At 65.2% G+C, this 13,688-nt stretch carries 12 protein-coding genes; 10 read left to right on the top strand and 2 right to left on the bottom strand.

The annotated features are described in order from the left end of the window. The first annotated feature begins 14 nt into the window (after window positions 1–14). The 7 genes from C8K18_RS04610 (at window position 15) to C8K18_RS04580 (ending at window position 6,969) form a co-directional block, all read left to right on the top strand. Window positions 15–1,118 (top strand): YeiH family protein, encoded by a 1,104-nt coding sequence (locus C8K18_RS04610; RefSeq protein WP_053858169.1) that lies wholly within the window; start codon window positions 15–17, stop codon window positions 1,116–1,118. Window positions 1,119–1,329: 211 nt separating this feature from the next. Further along, window positions 1,330–2,067, top strand: a complete 738-nt coding sequence (locus C8K18_RS04605) for a glutathione S-transferase (protein ID WP_029968598.1) — start codon at window positions 1,330–1,332, stop codon at window positions 2,065–2,067. Between the two features lie 112 nt (window positions 2,068–2,179). Beyond that, complete coding sequence (locus C8K18_RS04600) at window positions 2,180–3,913, top strand: ClcB-like voltage-gated chloride channel protein (RefSeq protein WP_029968599.1); 1,734 nt, start codon at window positions 2,180–2,182, stop codon at window positions 3,911–3,913. A 140-nt stretch (window positions 3,914–4,053) separates the two neighbouring features. Then, window positions 4,054–5,391 carry a C45 family peptidase gene (locus C8K18_RS04595; RefSeq protein ID WP_029968600.1) on the top strand — a complete coding sequence of 446 codons (1,338 nt, stop codon included), beginning with the start codon at window positions 4,054–4,056 and terminating at the stop codon, window positions 5,389–5,391. Between the two features lie 334 nt (window positions 5,392–5,725). Beyond that, window positions 5,726–5,980, top strand: coding sequence for a hypothetical protein (locus C8K18_RS04590; RefSeq protein ID WP_029968601.1), 255 nt, complete (start codon window positions 5,726–5,728; stop codon window positions 5,978–5,980). A gap of 183 nt (window positions 5,981–6,163) precedes the next feature. Next, window positions 6,164–6,394, top strand: a complete 231-nt coding sequence (locus tag C8K18_RS04585) for a DUF2795 domain-containing protein (RefSeq protein ID WP_006051732.1) — start codon at window positions 6,164–6,166, stop codon at window positions 6,392–6,394. 185 nt (window positions 6,395–6,579) lie between these two features. Further along, a complete protein-coding gene (locus C8K18_RS04580) occupies window positions 6,580–6,969 on the top strand; it encodes a cupin domain-containing protein (protein ID WP_006051733.1) in 390 nt (129 codons plus the stop codon). On the opposite strand, the gene C8K18_RS04575 is transcribed toward C8K18_RS04580, so the two are convergent. Then, window positions 6,966–7,976: a LysR family transcriptional regulator gene (locus C8K18_RS04575; RefSeq protein ID WP_006051734.1), complete on the bottom strand. Its 1,011-nt coding sequence runs from the start codon at window positions 7,974–7,976 to the stop codon at window positions 6,966–6,968. The genes C8K18_RS04580 and C8K18_RS04575 overlap by 4 nt on opposite strands. A 275-nt stretch (window positions 7,977–8,251) precedes the next feature. Between C8K18_RS04575 and C8K18_RS04570 the strand changes: the two genes are divergently transcribed. After that, the gene (locus tag C8K18_RS04570) at window positions 8,252–8,464 is read left to right on the top strand and encodes a hypothetical protein (protein WP_006051735.1); all 213 of its coding nucleotides are present in this window, start codon (window positions 8,252–8,254) and stop codon (window positions 8,462–8,464) included. 99 nt (window positions 8,465–8,563) lie between these two features. Here C8K18_RS04570 and C8K18_RS04565 read toward each other — a convergent pair whose 3' ends face one another. Beyond that, the gene (locus tag C8K18_RS04565; protein WP_029968608.1) at window positions 8,564–9,181 is read right to left on the bottom strand and encodes a TetR/AcrR family transcriptional regulator; all 618 of its coding nucleotides are present in this window, start codon (window positions 9,179–9,181) and stop codon (window positions 8,564–8,566) included. 217 nt (window positions 9,182–9,398) lie between these two features. Between C8K18_RS04565 and C8K18_RS04560 the strand changes: the two genes are divergently transcribed. Both C8K18_RS04560 and C8K18_RS04555 read left to right on the top strand, forming a co-directional pair. Beyond that, window positions 9,399–10,562, top strand: coding sequence for an efflux RND transporter periplasmic adaptor subunit (locus tag C8K18_RS04560; protein WP_107706762.1), 1,164 nt, complete (start codon window positions 9,399–9,401; stop codon window positions 10,560–10,562). Next, window positions 10,559–13,687, top strand: coding sequence for an efflux RND transporter permease subunit (locus C8K18_RS04555; RefSeq protein WP_053858173.1), 3,129 nt, complete (start codon window positions 10,559–10,561; stop codon window positions 13,685–13,687). Before C8K18_RS04560 ends, C8K18_RS04555 begins: the two co-directional genes overlap by 4 nt. The last annotated feature ends 1 nt before the right edge of the window (window position 13,688 follow it).

The raw sequence follows: 13,688 nt of genomic DNA, 5'->3' as shown, positions 1-13,688 counted from the left end.
CAAAGGCTGCACCCATGACCACCGCCCGCCTCACCGCCGCCACCGCCGAAGCGTCATCCGCCCGCGGCCAGCTCAACGGCATTCTGTTCGTCGCCCTGTTCGCCGCCGCCGTCACGCGCATCGCCCAGATCCCTGCGATTGCGGGGCTGGGGCTGAGCCCGCTGATCGTCGGTATCGTCGCCGGCGCGATTTACGGCAACGCGCTGCGCGACGGCATGCCGGCAAGCTGGGCGGCCGGCGTCAATTTTTCCGCGCGCAAGCTGCTGCGCATCGCCGTCGCGTTCTTCGGCCTGCGCGTGAGCCTTCAGGAAATCGCCCAGGTCGGTTTGCCGGGCCTCGCCGAATCGGTGTTGATCGTCGTGAGCACGCTCGTAATCGGCACGTGGGCCGGCATGAAAATCATGAAGCTCGACCGCGACACCGCGCTGCTCACCGCTGCGGGCAGCGCGATCTGCGGTGCCGCGGCCGTGCTCGCCTTCGAGTCGACGCTGCAATCCAAGCCGCACAAAAGCGCGATGGCGGTGGGCAGCGTCGTGCTGTTCGGCACGCTCTCCATGTTCCTCTACCCGGTTCTCTTCAAGGCGGGCTGGCTGCATCTCGACACGACGGGCGCCGGACTCTTTTTTGGCGGCACGATTCACGAGGTCGCGCAGGTGGTCGGCGCGGCGAGCAACGTAAGCCCGGAAGCGACGCATATCGCCACCATCGTCAAGATGACTCGCGTGATGCTGCTCGTGCCGGTGCTGCTCGTGGTCGGCTTGTGGGTCAACCGTGCGGCGCGCCGCGACGTTGACGCATCGTCTGCCAGCTCGCAACAAGGCGCTTCGGTTCAACAGCGTCGTCCGGGCAAGCTCGCGATTCCCTGGTTCGCGCTCGGCTTCCTCGCCTTCGTCGTGATCAACTCGCTGCACGTGCTGCCGCAAGCCGCCACCAGCACGCTCAACACGCTCGACACCTTCGCGTTGACCATGGCCATGACCGCGCTCGGCATCGAAACGCGCATTTCGCAAATCCGCGAGGCAGGTCCGCGTGCGCTGACCACGGGCTTCATCCTGTACGTGTGGCTGATTGCGGGCGGACTGGGTATCACATGGGCTGTCCAGCACTTCTTCGGCTAAGCCGCACTTCGCCCGAACACACCCCGCCGCGTGCGGGGTTTCGTGCGTCTGGGAAAGCATCCGGCCGCGCCGCGCGGCATACTGGCTGGCGTGCGAGAAACGCGAACAACGCAAACGACGCGAACGACGCAAAACAGCATCGCCAGCGCCCGCAGCAGCAAGCGCGACGCGTTCCGCACACCCTTCCCGCAACCCGAATGAGGACAGATCGATGAGCCTGGAACTCTACTATTGGGACGGCCTGCAAGGCCGTGGCGAATTTGTGAGGCTCGCGCTGGAAGAAGCCGGCGCGGACTATGTCGAAGTGGCGCGCGGCGAGCCGTCCGAAGGTCTCGGCACCGGCGCGATGATGGCGGTCATGAAAAGCAGGGACGAGCCCTATCCGCCGTTCGCTCCGCCGTTTCTGAAAGACGGCGACCTGGTGATCGCGCAGACCGCGAACATCCTCTTTTATCTCGGACCGCGCCTGAATCTCGCGCCGTCCGTGGAAAGCTTGCGCTACGTCGCAAACGGCCTGCAATTGACTATCGCCGACGTGGTGACCGAAGCCCACGACACGCATCACCCGCTTGCGGCCAGCCTCTACTACGAAGACCAGAAAGACGCCGCGAAAACGCGCGCGCATGATTTCATCGACAACCGGATTCCGAAGTTCATGAAGTATTTCGAGCGCGTGCTGAAACAGAATCCGGCCGGCGACACCTTCATGGTCGGCGACTCGCTCACCTACGTCGATCTCTCGATGTTCCAGTTGATCGACGGACTGCTTTACGCCTTCCCGCGCGCGCTGAAGCGCTTCGGCGAGCAGTATCCGCGGCTCGCCGCCTTGCATGCCGCGGTGATGGAGCGGCCGAATATCGCCGCCTATCTGCAGTCCGAGCGCCGCATTGAACATAACGAGGCGTGCATCTTCAGGCACTATCCCGAACTCGACAAGGCGGCGGCTTGAGCCGCGCCGCCCTTCCCCGTTCACGTCCGGCAGCGCGCCCGCTTCGTCCAGCGGGCGCGCTGCTGTTACCGTGCGCGCTTTTCAACGCTTCTTCCCGCTCCGTACCGCCGACGTGCTTTCATTCCTGCTGAAGCTGCGCACCCGCGCGCAAGATCTTTTCCGTCTCTCCGACGCCCATACGATGCTGGTCTGGTCGGTGGTGGTCGGCGTCGCGGGCGCCTTTGCGACGATCGCCTTTCGCCGCGGCATCGAGATCCTGCAACTGCTGGTGGCCGGCAAGGCCGGCAGCTTTGTCGAAATGGCGCGCAGCCTGCCGTGGACGGTGCGCATCTGGCTGCCGGCGGCGGGCGGCCTGATCGCCGGTTCGCTGCTGCTGATCGCCCGTCGTCACGCCGACAAATGCAATCACATCGACTACATGGAGGCGGTGGCGATCGGCGACGGCGTGGTGCCGGTCAAGCTGAGTCTGTGGCGCAGCGTCTCGTCGCTGTTCACGATTGCAAGCGGCGGCTCGATCGGCCGTGAAGGTCCGATGGTGCAGCTTGCCGCGCTCGCGGCCTCGCTGATCGGGCGCTGGGTGCACTTCGATCCGCCGCGGCTGCGCCTGCTGGTGGCCTGCGGCGCGGCGGCCGGCATCACCTCGGCGTATAACGCACCGATCGCGGGTGCGTTCTTCGTCACCGAGATCGTGCTCGGCTCGATCGCGATGGAAAGCTTCGGGCCCGTGGTCGTCGCGGCAGTCGTCGCCAACATCACGATGCGCGAATTCGCCGGCTACAAGCCGCCGTATGAAATGCCGGTGTTTCCGCCGGTGGCGGGCGTCGAGGTGTTGCTGTTCGTCGCGCTCGGTCTGCTGTGCGGCGCAGCCGCGCCGCAGTTTCTGCGGCTGCTCGACGGCTCCAAGGCGCTGTTCGGCAAGCTGCCGTTGCCGCTGCCCGCGCGGCTTGCGCTCGGCGGGCTCGTGGTCGGCATTCTGTCCGTATGGACGCCCGAGGTGTGGGGCAACGGCTACAGCGTCGTCAACTCCATCCTGCATTCGCCGTGGACGTGGACCGCGCTCGTCGTCGTGCTGGTGTTCAAGCTGGTGGCGACCGCGGCCACTGCCGGTTCGGGCGCCGTGGGTGGCGTGTTCACGCCGACGCTGTTCGTCGGCGCGGTGGTCGGCTCGCTGTTCGGGCAGAGCATGCACGCGTTGTGGCCGCACGGCACCTCGGCGCCGTTCGCGTATGCGATGGTCGGCATGGGCGCCTTCCTCGCGGGCGCGACGCAGGCGCCGCTGATGGCGATCCTGATGATCTTCGAGATGACGCTCAGCTACCAGGTGGTGTTGCCGCTCATGCTTTCGTGCGTCGTCGCGTACTTTGTCTCGCGGGCGATCGGCAAGACGTCGATGTACGAAATCACGCTGCGCCGCAATCAGGAAGAGCAGGAACGCACGCGCCTGCGCGCGACGCAGATGCGCGAGCTGATCCGCCCTGCGCAGACCGTCGTGCCGCCCAATGCGACCGTGCACGACATGACGCGCGTGTTCCTCGAATATCCGGTCAAGTATCTGTATGTGGCGAACGAATCGGGCGCGTTTCTCGGCGTCGTCGCGCTGAAGGACATCACGTCCGATCTGCTCGACAAGCGCGATACCTCGACGCGAACCGCCGCCGACTATCTTCAGCCGCACTTCGACGTGCTCACGCCCGACATGCCGCTCGGCGTCGCGTTGCAGCACTTCATGGCGTTCCAGGGCGAGCGCCTGCCGGTTGTCGAAAGCGCCGCGCATCCGCGGCTTGCGGGCGTGGTTTATAAAACGTCGCTGCTGGACGCGTACTTCCGCATGAATCCGACGCGCTGAGCACGGCTCCGCACGCGGGCGGCGCGCCCGTGCAAAGCATCGCAGAATCTCTACAATGAAAAGACGCTGTGGCGGCATCGGCAGCGCGAGCTTACGCCAGGCCGGGCGAGCGCGACGCCCGCCATCCGATCGGAGGGAAGATGAGCGAACCGTCCCTTGACGCCGCGCGCCGCGACCAGGCGGGCTGGATTTTCCTGCATATCGAAGGTGAGCCGTACGATCGCGGCGAACAGCACGGCCAACTGCTCGCAGCCGAAATCCGCAACGCAATCCGCACCGCCCGCTACCTTGCGAAATGGGACACCGGCGAAGAGTTCGACACCTTCGTCGAGGCCGCCGTCTCGCAGTTCGCCAACAAGCTCGACACCGAATTCGCCGACGAAATTCAGGGCATCGCGGACGGCGCGAAACTGCCGTTCGCCGAAGTGCTCGCGTGGAACGGCTACATGGACCTGCTGCAAAGCTGGTGGCCCGCGCACGCGGCCCAGCAAAAGCCCGGCCTCGGACTCAAGCCCTGGCGCGGCCGGCGCGGCCATCATTGCAGCGCGTTCATCGCAACGGGCAACGCCACGCGCGACGGCCGCATCGTGATGGCGCACAACTCGTGGGACCGCTACGCCGCGGGCGACGCGTTTAACGTCATCTTCGACATCGTGCCCGACGAGGGCAACCGCATTCTGATGCAGGGCCTGCCGGGCTGCATTTCGAGCCTCACCGATTTCTGGGTCACGGCCGCGGGACTGATGGTGACGGAGACGACCATCTCGAACTTCGTCGGCTACAACGCGGCGGGCGCGCCCGAGTTCTACCGTTCTCGACGCGCGTCGCAATACGCGAACAGCATCGGCGAATGGTGCGAAATGTTTGCCGTGGCGAACAACGGCGGCTACGCGAATAGCTGGCTGCTCGGCGACATCAAGACCGGCGAGATCGCGCGCTATGAACTGGGGCTGCACTACTCCGGCTTCGAGAGCACGAAGGACGGCTTCTACAGCGGCTACAACACGGCGACCGATCTGAAGATCCGCAACCAGGAATGCATCGGCGAAGGCGAGGACTATACCGACGTGCGCAAGAACGGCGCGCGGCGTCTGCGCTTCATGCAGCTCGAGGAGATGCACCGCGGCAAGATCGACGTCGAGCTCGCGAAGGCGATGATCGCCGATCATCACGACGTCTATCTCGATCGCAACGACAACCCGTGTTCGCGCACGATCTGCGGACATCTGGAACTGGACGACGCGCGTTTCGGCGGCTCGGATCACGGGCCGTTCAATCCGTGGGGCGCGAACGACGGCAAGGTGGTCGACAGCGAGATGGCGCGCGACATGGCGTTCTCGGCGCGCTGGGGACATCCGTGCGGCCGGCCGTTCGACGCCCAGGCGTTCATGAAGCGGCATCCGCAGTGGAACTGGCTGAACGGCTATATGCGCGACCGGCCGTCGTGGCCGTGGACGCGCTTCGATGTGCTGAGGTAGCGGCGGCGTGCAAGGATGGAGCGACGCGAGCTTCGCGACGCGCGAACAGCCGCTCGCGCGATCAGCCGTGCCGCGCCGCCGCGCCTGCAAACTGCTGAACACCACTGCCTTTTGACTGCCATTCCCGCGCCATCATCGGCGATTTACAATGGGTGGTCACGAGGCGCGCGGCAAGCTTGCTTTGCAGGCCGCTGGGCAAGCATTACGCGCCCCGCCCGACCAAAGCGCGCGGCCTTTGCAGCCCGGCCTCGCGCGGCTTGCGCTTTCCTTTCGACGCGGGGACGGCACAGCCCTTGCTGAATGCTTAGCGCCGCATGAGCTTAGGAGGTCGGGCATGAAAACCTCGACACTGTTGACCATGGTGACGCTGTCCGCTTCGTGCTTTGCCGCGCCGGTTCACACCGCGCAGGACGGCACGCCGGCGAGCACCCTCGCCGAACGCGCGAACGCCGCGCCAGTCGCCCCCGCAGCGCCTGACGTGGCCGTCACGGACGACAATCGTCCGCAGCAATGGCAGCATATCGTCCTGCCGAAGTCGCGACATCCGGAGCGTGGGTTTGCGGCGCGCAATGAGCGCTTGCAGACCTGACAGCAGCGCCCGTTGCGTGGCTTTGCTCGGTCCGCTTCGACCGAGGGGTCGAGTGCGGCGAACCGGCCGGCAATACGGAGTTCCGGCTCGCGGCGGTCCGCGTGCGGCTTGAGCGGCGCCGGCGGCTTGTGCGGCTCGGGCGGCGCCGCGATTCATTCCAACTTTATCTGCAGGAGCGCTTGCATGACGGCATCGTCCATCCCCGGGGAATCCATCGACTTGCAGATCTCCGACGTACTCAGCGAAATCCATTTCCCCGCCAACAAGGACGCACTCGTCGACGCGGCGCGCGAGGCAGGTGCGAGCAACGAAGTCCTGTCGATGCTCGACGGCCTGCCTGAGCAGGACTACGCGGACGTCGATTCGGTCACGCGGCTGATCGGCGGCAATTTCGGGCCGGGACTCAGTGTGTGAGTTTGTCCGCAGGTGAGTGCGGGCGCAGGTGAGCGCGGTCAAAAGCCCGACCTAAAGGCGACCTAAGCGCGACCTAAGCGCCGCCGCTCGCGCCCCGCTCCCGCGCACAAACGTTCCAGACGCGCCTCGTCCGCGCGCGCTATGCTCTTTCCCGAGACAGCAACCCTCTTTGGAAGGAGCACCACATGTCCGACGTCCAGCCAGAACAACAAACCTACCGCGCGATCAATTTCGCTGAAAAACTCGCGCTGTTCCAGGACCAATGGCAAGCGCGCGTCGTTGCCGAAATGAACGACTATCAGTTCAAGGTCGTGCGCATCGAAGGCGATTTCGTGTGGCACGAGCATGCCGACACCGACGAGACTTTCATCGTGCTGGACGGCCAGTTGCGCATCGACATGCGCGACGGTTTCGTGACGCTGTCGGCGGGAGAAATGTTCGTCGTGCCGAAAGGCACCGAACACAAGCCGTTCGCGGAGCGCGAAGTGAAGCTGCTGCTGATCGAGCCGCGCGGCGTCAAGAACACTGGCGAAGCAACCAACGAACGCACGGCCGTCAACGATCTCTGGATCTAGCCCGGCGCCGTTGCGAGACCGGCGGCGGCGCCCGCTCGTGGCCGCACATGCCGGACTCCGCAACCCGCGAGCGCACCTGCACGCTTCGCATGTCGCGAATCGCGCGCCGGCGCCGTGAAGTCCGACTCGAAATGCTCGACGAGGTGATCGACGAAAGTCCGCACCTTCGCCGGCAAGTGAAGGCGGCTCGGATAGACAATCGTGATCTCGATCTCGGGCAGGCGGTAATCGCCGAGCAGTTCGACAAGCCGGCCCGACGCCAGGTCGCGGCCAATCAGATAGCTCGGCAGAATCGCGACGCCCATGCCGAGCAGCGCGAACTGCCGCAGCATTTCGCTATTGTTCGCGGCAATCGCGTTGGTGGTCCTCACGCGCACGAGCCCTTCCGGTCCGCTGAACACACGCTCCTCGCCGCCCTGCTCGGGCGCCCGGCTCAGACACGGATGACGCAACAGATCGTCGGGGCGCGTCGGCGTGCCGTGCTGCGCGAGATAGGCCGGCGTCGCACAAACGGTTAGCTGACAGGTGGTGAGTCGCCGCGTGACGATGCTCGCACTGCGCGCCGGACGCCCGACCATGATGCCCACGTCGAAACCTTCTTCGACGAGATCCGCCTGGCGGTCGGCGAGCGTCACATCGGGCACGACGTCCGGATAGCGCGCCGCGTACGACTGCACGGCCGGCGCGAGGCTTTGCAGCCCGAACACCACCGGCGCGACGATCCGTAGGGTGCCGACCGGCTCGTGATGGCGCGCGGCCAGCATCTGCTCGACGCCTTCGAGATCGTCGAGCAGATGACGCACGCGCTCCAGATAGGTCGCGCCCGACTCCGTCAGCGACAGACGGCGCGTGGTGCGATTGAGCAAACGGGCGCCGAGGCGCGCTTCCAGATCGGCCACATGGCGCGTGACGACAGCGGTGGAAAGATCCAGCGCGTTTGCCGCGCGGACGAAACTGCCGAGGTCCGCCACTTTGACGAACACGCGCATGGACTGCAATTGATTCATGGGGCGACTCCTGCGTCGAGATGCCGGGCCGGGCGCGCGCTGCCGCCTCCATCACCCCGCGCGGCAAGGCTCGCGCGGATTTGCCCAACGAATCGATTGTATCGACCCGACCTGTCCCAACCCTGACCTCTACATGACAATCCCGCCAGCTTGGCCGATGCGTGCGCGCGACGTTTCACCCGTGATTGCGGAGTCAGACTAGGTATAAACCCTTAGATGCTGGTAAGATGGCGCCTGAACAATTTCACCGCTAGCTATTTCGTCAGCCTCTAGCCATGCCACACCGTTTCCAGCTTCTCGAAAAAATCGCGTTTTCTCTGGTCTGCTGGTCCGCCGCAGCCTGCTCGGCGTTTATCGCTTACGAGCGCTGCCCGGACATCAAGGTCGTTCTTCATGCGGGTAAAGAAGTCCTGCGCTACAGCGGCGAATATTCGTTCGTGTGCGCGAGCCCCGTCGTCGATACCTGCACGCAGTTCACGACAAACTGATTCCCGCAGCGGGACTTATGCGCAAAGGCGTGGGGCATCTTCAGCCCCACGCATGCTCGCGCTTCACGCGCCCTCGCGCGCTTTAAGCACCTCGCGCCCTCAGGCGCTGCGCCCGTACACCACGCGCGCGAAAAATCCAGCCAGCACCGCTTCTGCCGTTTCACTCGGCACATTCTGCGGATCGACCGTGTAGAAGAACTGCACGCCGTCGCACAAACCCATCAAGCCCAGCGCCAGCGTCGCGGCCGGCAGCGGCAGCGGTGTGCCGACCCGCTCCGAGAACTCGCTCACATACGCGGCGAGCTGCTCGAGCTTCTCGTGCATGAACGCGTTGAACCGCAGCCGGAAGCGGCCGTCGCGCACCGCCAGCAGCTTCGCCTCGACCCACAGCAAAAAACATTTGTTCTCGCGATGCAGGTTGCTGTAGTAGCGCATCACGCGCTCTTCCATTTGCTCGCGCGTGACCGCCTCTTCGAAAATCGCGCGCAAGCCCGCCTGCATGGCCTCGTGGTCGCGCCGCAGCAGTTCCAGGAACAGTTCGTTCTTGCTGCGGAAGTTCGAATAGAACGCGCCGCGCGTGTAGCCCGCCGCCGCGGCGATGTCCTCGACACTCGCCGCGACAAAGCCCTTCTTCATAAAAGTTGCCTGCGCAGCGTCGAGCAGACGCTGCCGCGTCTGGTCTTTGCTTTGCTCGCGTGTGAGTCTTTGCCGTTTCATGGGCGCAAGTCTAGCACCGAAAAGAATTCTAATTCACATCGACATTCAGATACAGGTATGTATTAGAATGCGAGGCATCATTGAAAATCAGATGCGTATGCCAATTGCATGACCGGGCGTGCGCTCTTCGCTGGTATGCCGCTGCGGCCTGCCATGTTCTTCGCTGTTTCCGGTTGGGGTCATTGTGAAGCGTCCCGGTTTCCGCGCATCTGAAGCGATGCGCCAGCAGTCTCCTCGCCTCGCGGGGCAACGGCGTGCGCGCCGCCTCGCCGTTGCGCTCGCGCTTGCGGGCGTCGTCGCGTTGAGCGCGTGTTCGAAAAAGGAAGCCGCGGCGCCCGAGCCGCGGCCCGTCGTGGCCGTCGCCGTTCATGCGGACGGCAACGCCGCGCCCGTCGCGTCGCTGCCCGGCGAGGTGCAGGCGCGTTATTCGACGCCGCTGTCGTTTCGCGTCGGCGGAAAAATCGTCGAGCGGCGCGTGCGTCTTGGCGACGTGGTGAAGAGCGGCCAGATCGTCGCCCGCCTCGATCCCGCGGATGCGCAAAAGAACGCTGCGAGCGCGCAGGCGCAGCTCGCCGCCGCCGAGCACAGCTATCAATACGCGAAGCAGCAGCTCGACCGCGACCGGGCGCAAGCCAAGGAAAATCTGATCGCCCCCGCGCAACTTGAGCAGACCACCAACGCATATGCGTCGGCCGCTGCGCAGCGCGATCAGGCGGCGCAGCAGGCGGCGTTGTCGAAAGATCAGTTGCAATACACGACGCTCGCCGCCGATCACGCCGGCGTGATCACCGCCGAGCAGGCTGACACAGGTCAGAACGTGTCGGCGGGCCAGGCCGTCTACAACCTCGCGTGGAGCGGCGAACTCGACGTGGTCTGCGACGTGCCGGAAAGCGCGCTCGCCGGCCTCTCCGTCGGGCAAACGGCGAACGTCACGCTCGGCGCACTGCCTGGCCGCAAGTTCACGGCGCGCGTGCGCGAACTGTCGCCCGCCGCCGATCCACAGAGCCGCACCTATCGCGCGAAACTCACGCTCGAGAATCCTGGGCCCGACGTGCGCCTCGGCATGACCGCGGACATCGCGCTGTCGGCGCGTTCGTCTTCGGCGGCGAGCAACGCCGAAGGCGAGCACGGCTTTTTCGTGCTGCCGTCCACCGCGCTCTTTCACGACGGCACGCAGCCGGCCGTGTGGGTCGTGCGAGCGGCGGACAGCGCGCTGGAGCTGCGCCGCGTCACGGTCGCGCGCTATAACGAGCGCACGATCGTCGTGAGCCAGGGCCTGAAGAACGGCGAACACGTCGTGCTGCAAGGCGTGCATACGGTCAGCGCCGGTGAGAAAGTCCGCGCGATTGCGCCACTGCATCCCGAGGACTTCGCTTCATGAGCGCGACGCACGAAGAAGGACGCTTCAATCTGTCCGCGTGGGCGCTGCGCCATCAGGCGCTGGTCGTCTTCCTGATCGCACTGGCCACCGCGTTCGGCGCCCTCGCCTACACGCGCCTCGCGCAATCCGAAGACCCGCCGTTCACGTTTCGCGTGATGGTGATCCGCACCTTCTGGCCCGGCGCGACCGCGCGCCAGGTCCAGGAACAGGTGACGGACCGCATCGGCCGCAAGCTGCAGGAAACGCCCGCCATCGACTTCGTGCGCAGCTACTCGCGCCCCGGCGAGTCGCTGATGTTCTTCACGATGAAAGACTCCGCGCCCGTGAAGGACGTGCCCGAAACCTGGTATCAGGTGCGCAAGAAAGTCGGCGACATCGCCGCGACCTTGCCGCAAGGCGTTCAGGGTCCGTTCTTCAACGACGAATTCGGCGACGTCTACACCAACATCTTCACGCTCGAAGGCGACGGCTTCTCGCCCGCGCAACTGCACGATTACGCGGACCAGTTGCGCACTGTGCTGCTGCGCGTGCCCGGCGTCGCCAAGGTGGATTACTTCGGCGATCCCGATCAGCACATCTACGTCGAGATCACGAACACGCAGCTCACGCGGCTCGGCATTTCGCCGCAACAACTCGGGCAGGCGATCAACTCGCAGAACGCGGTGTCGCAGGCGGGCACGCTGACCACGACCGACGACCGCGTGTTCGTGCGTCCCACCGGCCAGTTCAAGGACGTGAACGCGCTTGCCGACACGCTGATCCGCATCAACGGCCGCTCGTTCCGTCTCGGCGACATCGCGACGATCAAGCGCGGTTACGACGATCCGGTCGTCACGCAGATGCGCGCGGGCGGCAAGGCGGTGCTCGGCATCGGCGTGACGATGCAGCCGGGCGGCGACGTGATCCGTCTCGGCAAGGCGCTCGACGCGCAAATGGTCGGCCTGCGCAAGGCGCTGCCCGCCGGTTTGCAATTGACCGAAGTGTCGAGCATGCCGCACGCCGTCGCTCATTCCGTCGACGACTTCCTGGAAGCCGTGGCCGAAGCCATCGCGATCGTGCTGGTGGTGAGCCTGGTGTCGCTCGGCGTGCGCACCGGCATGGTGGTGGTCATCTCCATTCCGGTCGTGCTCGCCGTCACCGCGCTGTGCATGTACATGTTCGACATCGGACTGCACAAGGTATCGCTCGGCACGCTCGTGCTTGCGCTCGGCCTGCTGGTCGACGACGCGATCATCGCCGTCGAAATGATGGCCGTGAAGCTCGAGCAGGGCTGGAACCGCACGCGCGCCGCGGCGTTCGCCTACACCAGCACGGCATTTCCGATGCTGACCGGCACGCTCGTCACCGTCGCGGGCTTTCTGCCGATTGCCTTGGCCAAGTCGAGCACCGGCGAATACACGCGCTCCATTTTCGAAGTCTCGGCGATCGCGTTGATCGCGTCGTGGCTCGCGGCGGTCGTGCTGATTCCGCTGCTCGGTTTTCACCTGCTGCCCGAGCGCAAGCGCGAGGCGCACCACGCTCCTGATCACGAACACGACATCTACGACACGGGCTTCTATAAGCGTCTGCGCGGCTGGATCGGCTGGTGTATCGAGCGGCGCTTCATCGTGCTCGCCATCACCATCGTGCTGTTCGTCGTGGCGATGGCCAGCTTCGCGCTGGTGCCGCAGCAGTTCTTCCCGAGTTCGGACCGGCCCGAACTGCTGGTGGACGTGCGGCTGCCCGAAGGCGCATCGTTCGACGCGACCTTGCGCGAAGCGAAACGGCTCGAAAAGGTACTTGTGGGACGCCCTGAAATCGATCACTCGGTGGACTTCGTCGGCACCGGTGCGCCGCGTTTTTATCTGCCGCTGGACCAGCAACTGACGCAGCCGAATTTCGCGCAGTTCGTGATCACCGCAAAGTCCGTGGAAGAGCGCGAGAAGCTCGCGCAATGGCTCGAGCCCGAACTGCGCAATAACTTTCCCGCGATTCGCACGCGCCTGTCGCGCCTCGAAAACGGGCCGCCGGTCGGCTATCCCGTGCAGTTTCGCGTGAGCGGCGACGACATCGCGACGGTGCGCTCGATCGCCGAGCGAGTCGCCGCGACGCTGCGCGCCGACCGCGATACGCGCAACGTGCAGTTCGATTGGGACGAGCCGGCCGAACGCTCGGTGCGCTTCGAAGTCGACCAGACAAAAGCGCGCGAACTGGGCGTGAGTTCAGACGACATTTCGAGCTTCCTCGCGATGACGCTGTCCGGCTATACCGTCACGCAGTATCGCGAGCGCGACAAGCTGATCAGCGTCGATCTGCGCGCGCCGAAAGCCGAGCGCGTGGACCCGGCGAAGCTCGTCACGCTCGCCATGCCCACGCCGAACGGCGCGGTGCCGCTCGGCACGCTCGGGCATCTGCGCAACGATCTTGAGTACGGCGTGATCTGGGAACGCGACCGTCAGCCGACCATCACCGTGCAGTCCGACGTCGCGCCGGGCGCGCAAGGCATCGACGTGACGCATGCCGTCGACAAGGCGCTCGCGCCGATTCGCGCGAGCTTGCCTGTCGGCTACCGGATCGAGATAGGCGGTTCCGTCGAAGAAAGCGGCAAAGGCCAGGCGTCGATCAATGCGCAAATGCCGATCATGATCGTCGTCGTGCTCACATTGCTGATGATCCAGTTGCAGAGCTTCGCGCGCGTGCTGATGGTGGTGCTGACGGCGCCGCTCGGATTGATCGGCGTGGTCTTCACCCTGCTGCTGTTCGGCAAGCCGTTCGGCTTTGTCGCGATGCTCGGCGTGATTGCGATGTTCGGCATCATCATGCGCAATTCGGTGATTCTGGTCGACCAGATCGAGCAGGACATCGCCTCGGGGCAAAAGCGCTTCGACGCGATTGTCGGCGCGACCGTGCGGCGCTTCCGGCCGATCACGCTGACCGCTGCCGCCGCCGTGCTCGCGCTGATTCCGCTGTTGCGCTCGAACTTTTTCGGGCCGATGGCCACCGCGCTGATGGGCGGCATCACGAGCGCGACCGTCCTCACCTTGTTCTATCTGCCGGCTCTCTACGCGCTGTCGTTCCGCGTACGCAACGACGAGCGCGAGCCGCAAACGCCGCCCGAATCCGGCGCGGCGCACACGGGAAATTGAA

It is taken from the genome of Paraburkholderia sp. GV068 (assembly GCF_003058125.1).
GTDB lineage: Bacteria > Pseudomonadota > Gammaproteobacteria > Burkholderiales > Burkholderiaceae > Paraburkholderia > Paraburkholderia graminis.
The sequence above is the reverse complement of the archived record's forward strand: the minus strand, read 5'-3'. Positions and strand labels throughout refer to the sequence as shown.

What these genes read in the sequence shown, in the direction of transcription:
- C8K18_RS04610 (WP_053858169.1), top strand. Translation starts at nt 15, where the DNA reads ATGACCACCGCCCGCCTCACCGCCGCCACCGCCGAAGCGTCATCCGCC.
- C8K18_RS04605 (WP_029968598.1), top strand. Translation starts at nt 1,330, where the DNA reads ATGAGCCTGGAACTCTACTATTGGGACGGCCTGCAAGGCCGTGGCGAA.
- C8K18_RS04595 (WP_029968600.1), top strand. Translation starts at nt 4,054, where the DNA reads ATGAGCGAACCGTCCCTTGACGCCGCGCGCCGCGACCAGGCGGGCTGG.
- C8K18_RS04590 (WP_029968601.1), top strand. Translation starts at nt 5,726, where the DNA reads ATGAAAACCTCGACACTGTTGACCATGGTGACGCTGTCCGCTTCGTGC.
- C8K18_RS04585 (WP_006051732.1), top strand. Translation starts at nt 6,164, where the DNA reads ATGACGGCATCGTCCATCCCCGGGGAATCCATCGACTTGCAGATCTCC.
- C8K18_RS04580 (WP_006051733.1), top strand. Translation starts at nt 6,580, where the DNA reads ATGTCCGACGTCCAGCCAGAACAACAAACCTACCGCGCGATCAATTTC.
- C8K18_RS04575 (WP_006051734.1), bottom strand. Translation starts at nt 7,976, where the DNA reads ATGAATCAATTGCAGTCCATGCGCGTGTTCGTCAAAGTGGCGGACCTC.
- C8K18_RS04570 (WP_006051735.1), top strand. Translation starts at nt 8,252, where the DNA reads ATGCCACACCGTTTCCAGCTTCTCGAAAAAATCGCGTTTTCTCTGGTC.
- C8K18_RS04565 (WP_029968608.1), bottom strand. Translation starts at nt 9,181, where the DNA reads ATGAAACGGCAAAGACTCACACGCGAGCAAAGCAAAGACCAGACGCGG.
- C8K18_RS04560 (WP_107706762.1), top strand. Translation starts at nt 9,399, where the DNA reads ATGCGCCAGCAGTCTCCTCGCCTCGCGGGGCAACGGCGTGCGCGCCGC.
- C8K18_RS04555 (WP_053858173.1), top strand. Translation starts at nt 10,559, where the DNA reads ATGAGCGCGACGCACGAAGAAGGACGCTTCAATCTGTCCGCGTGGGCG.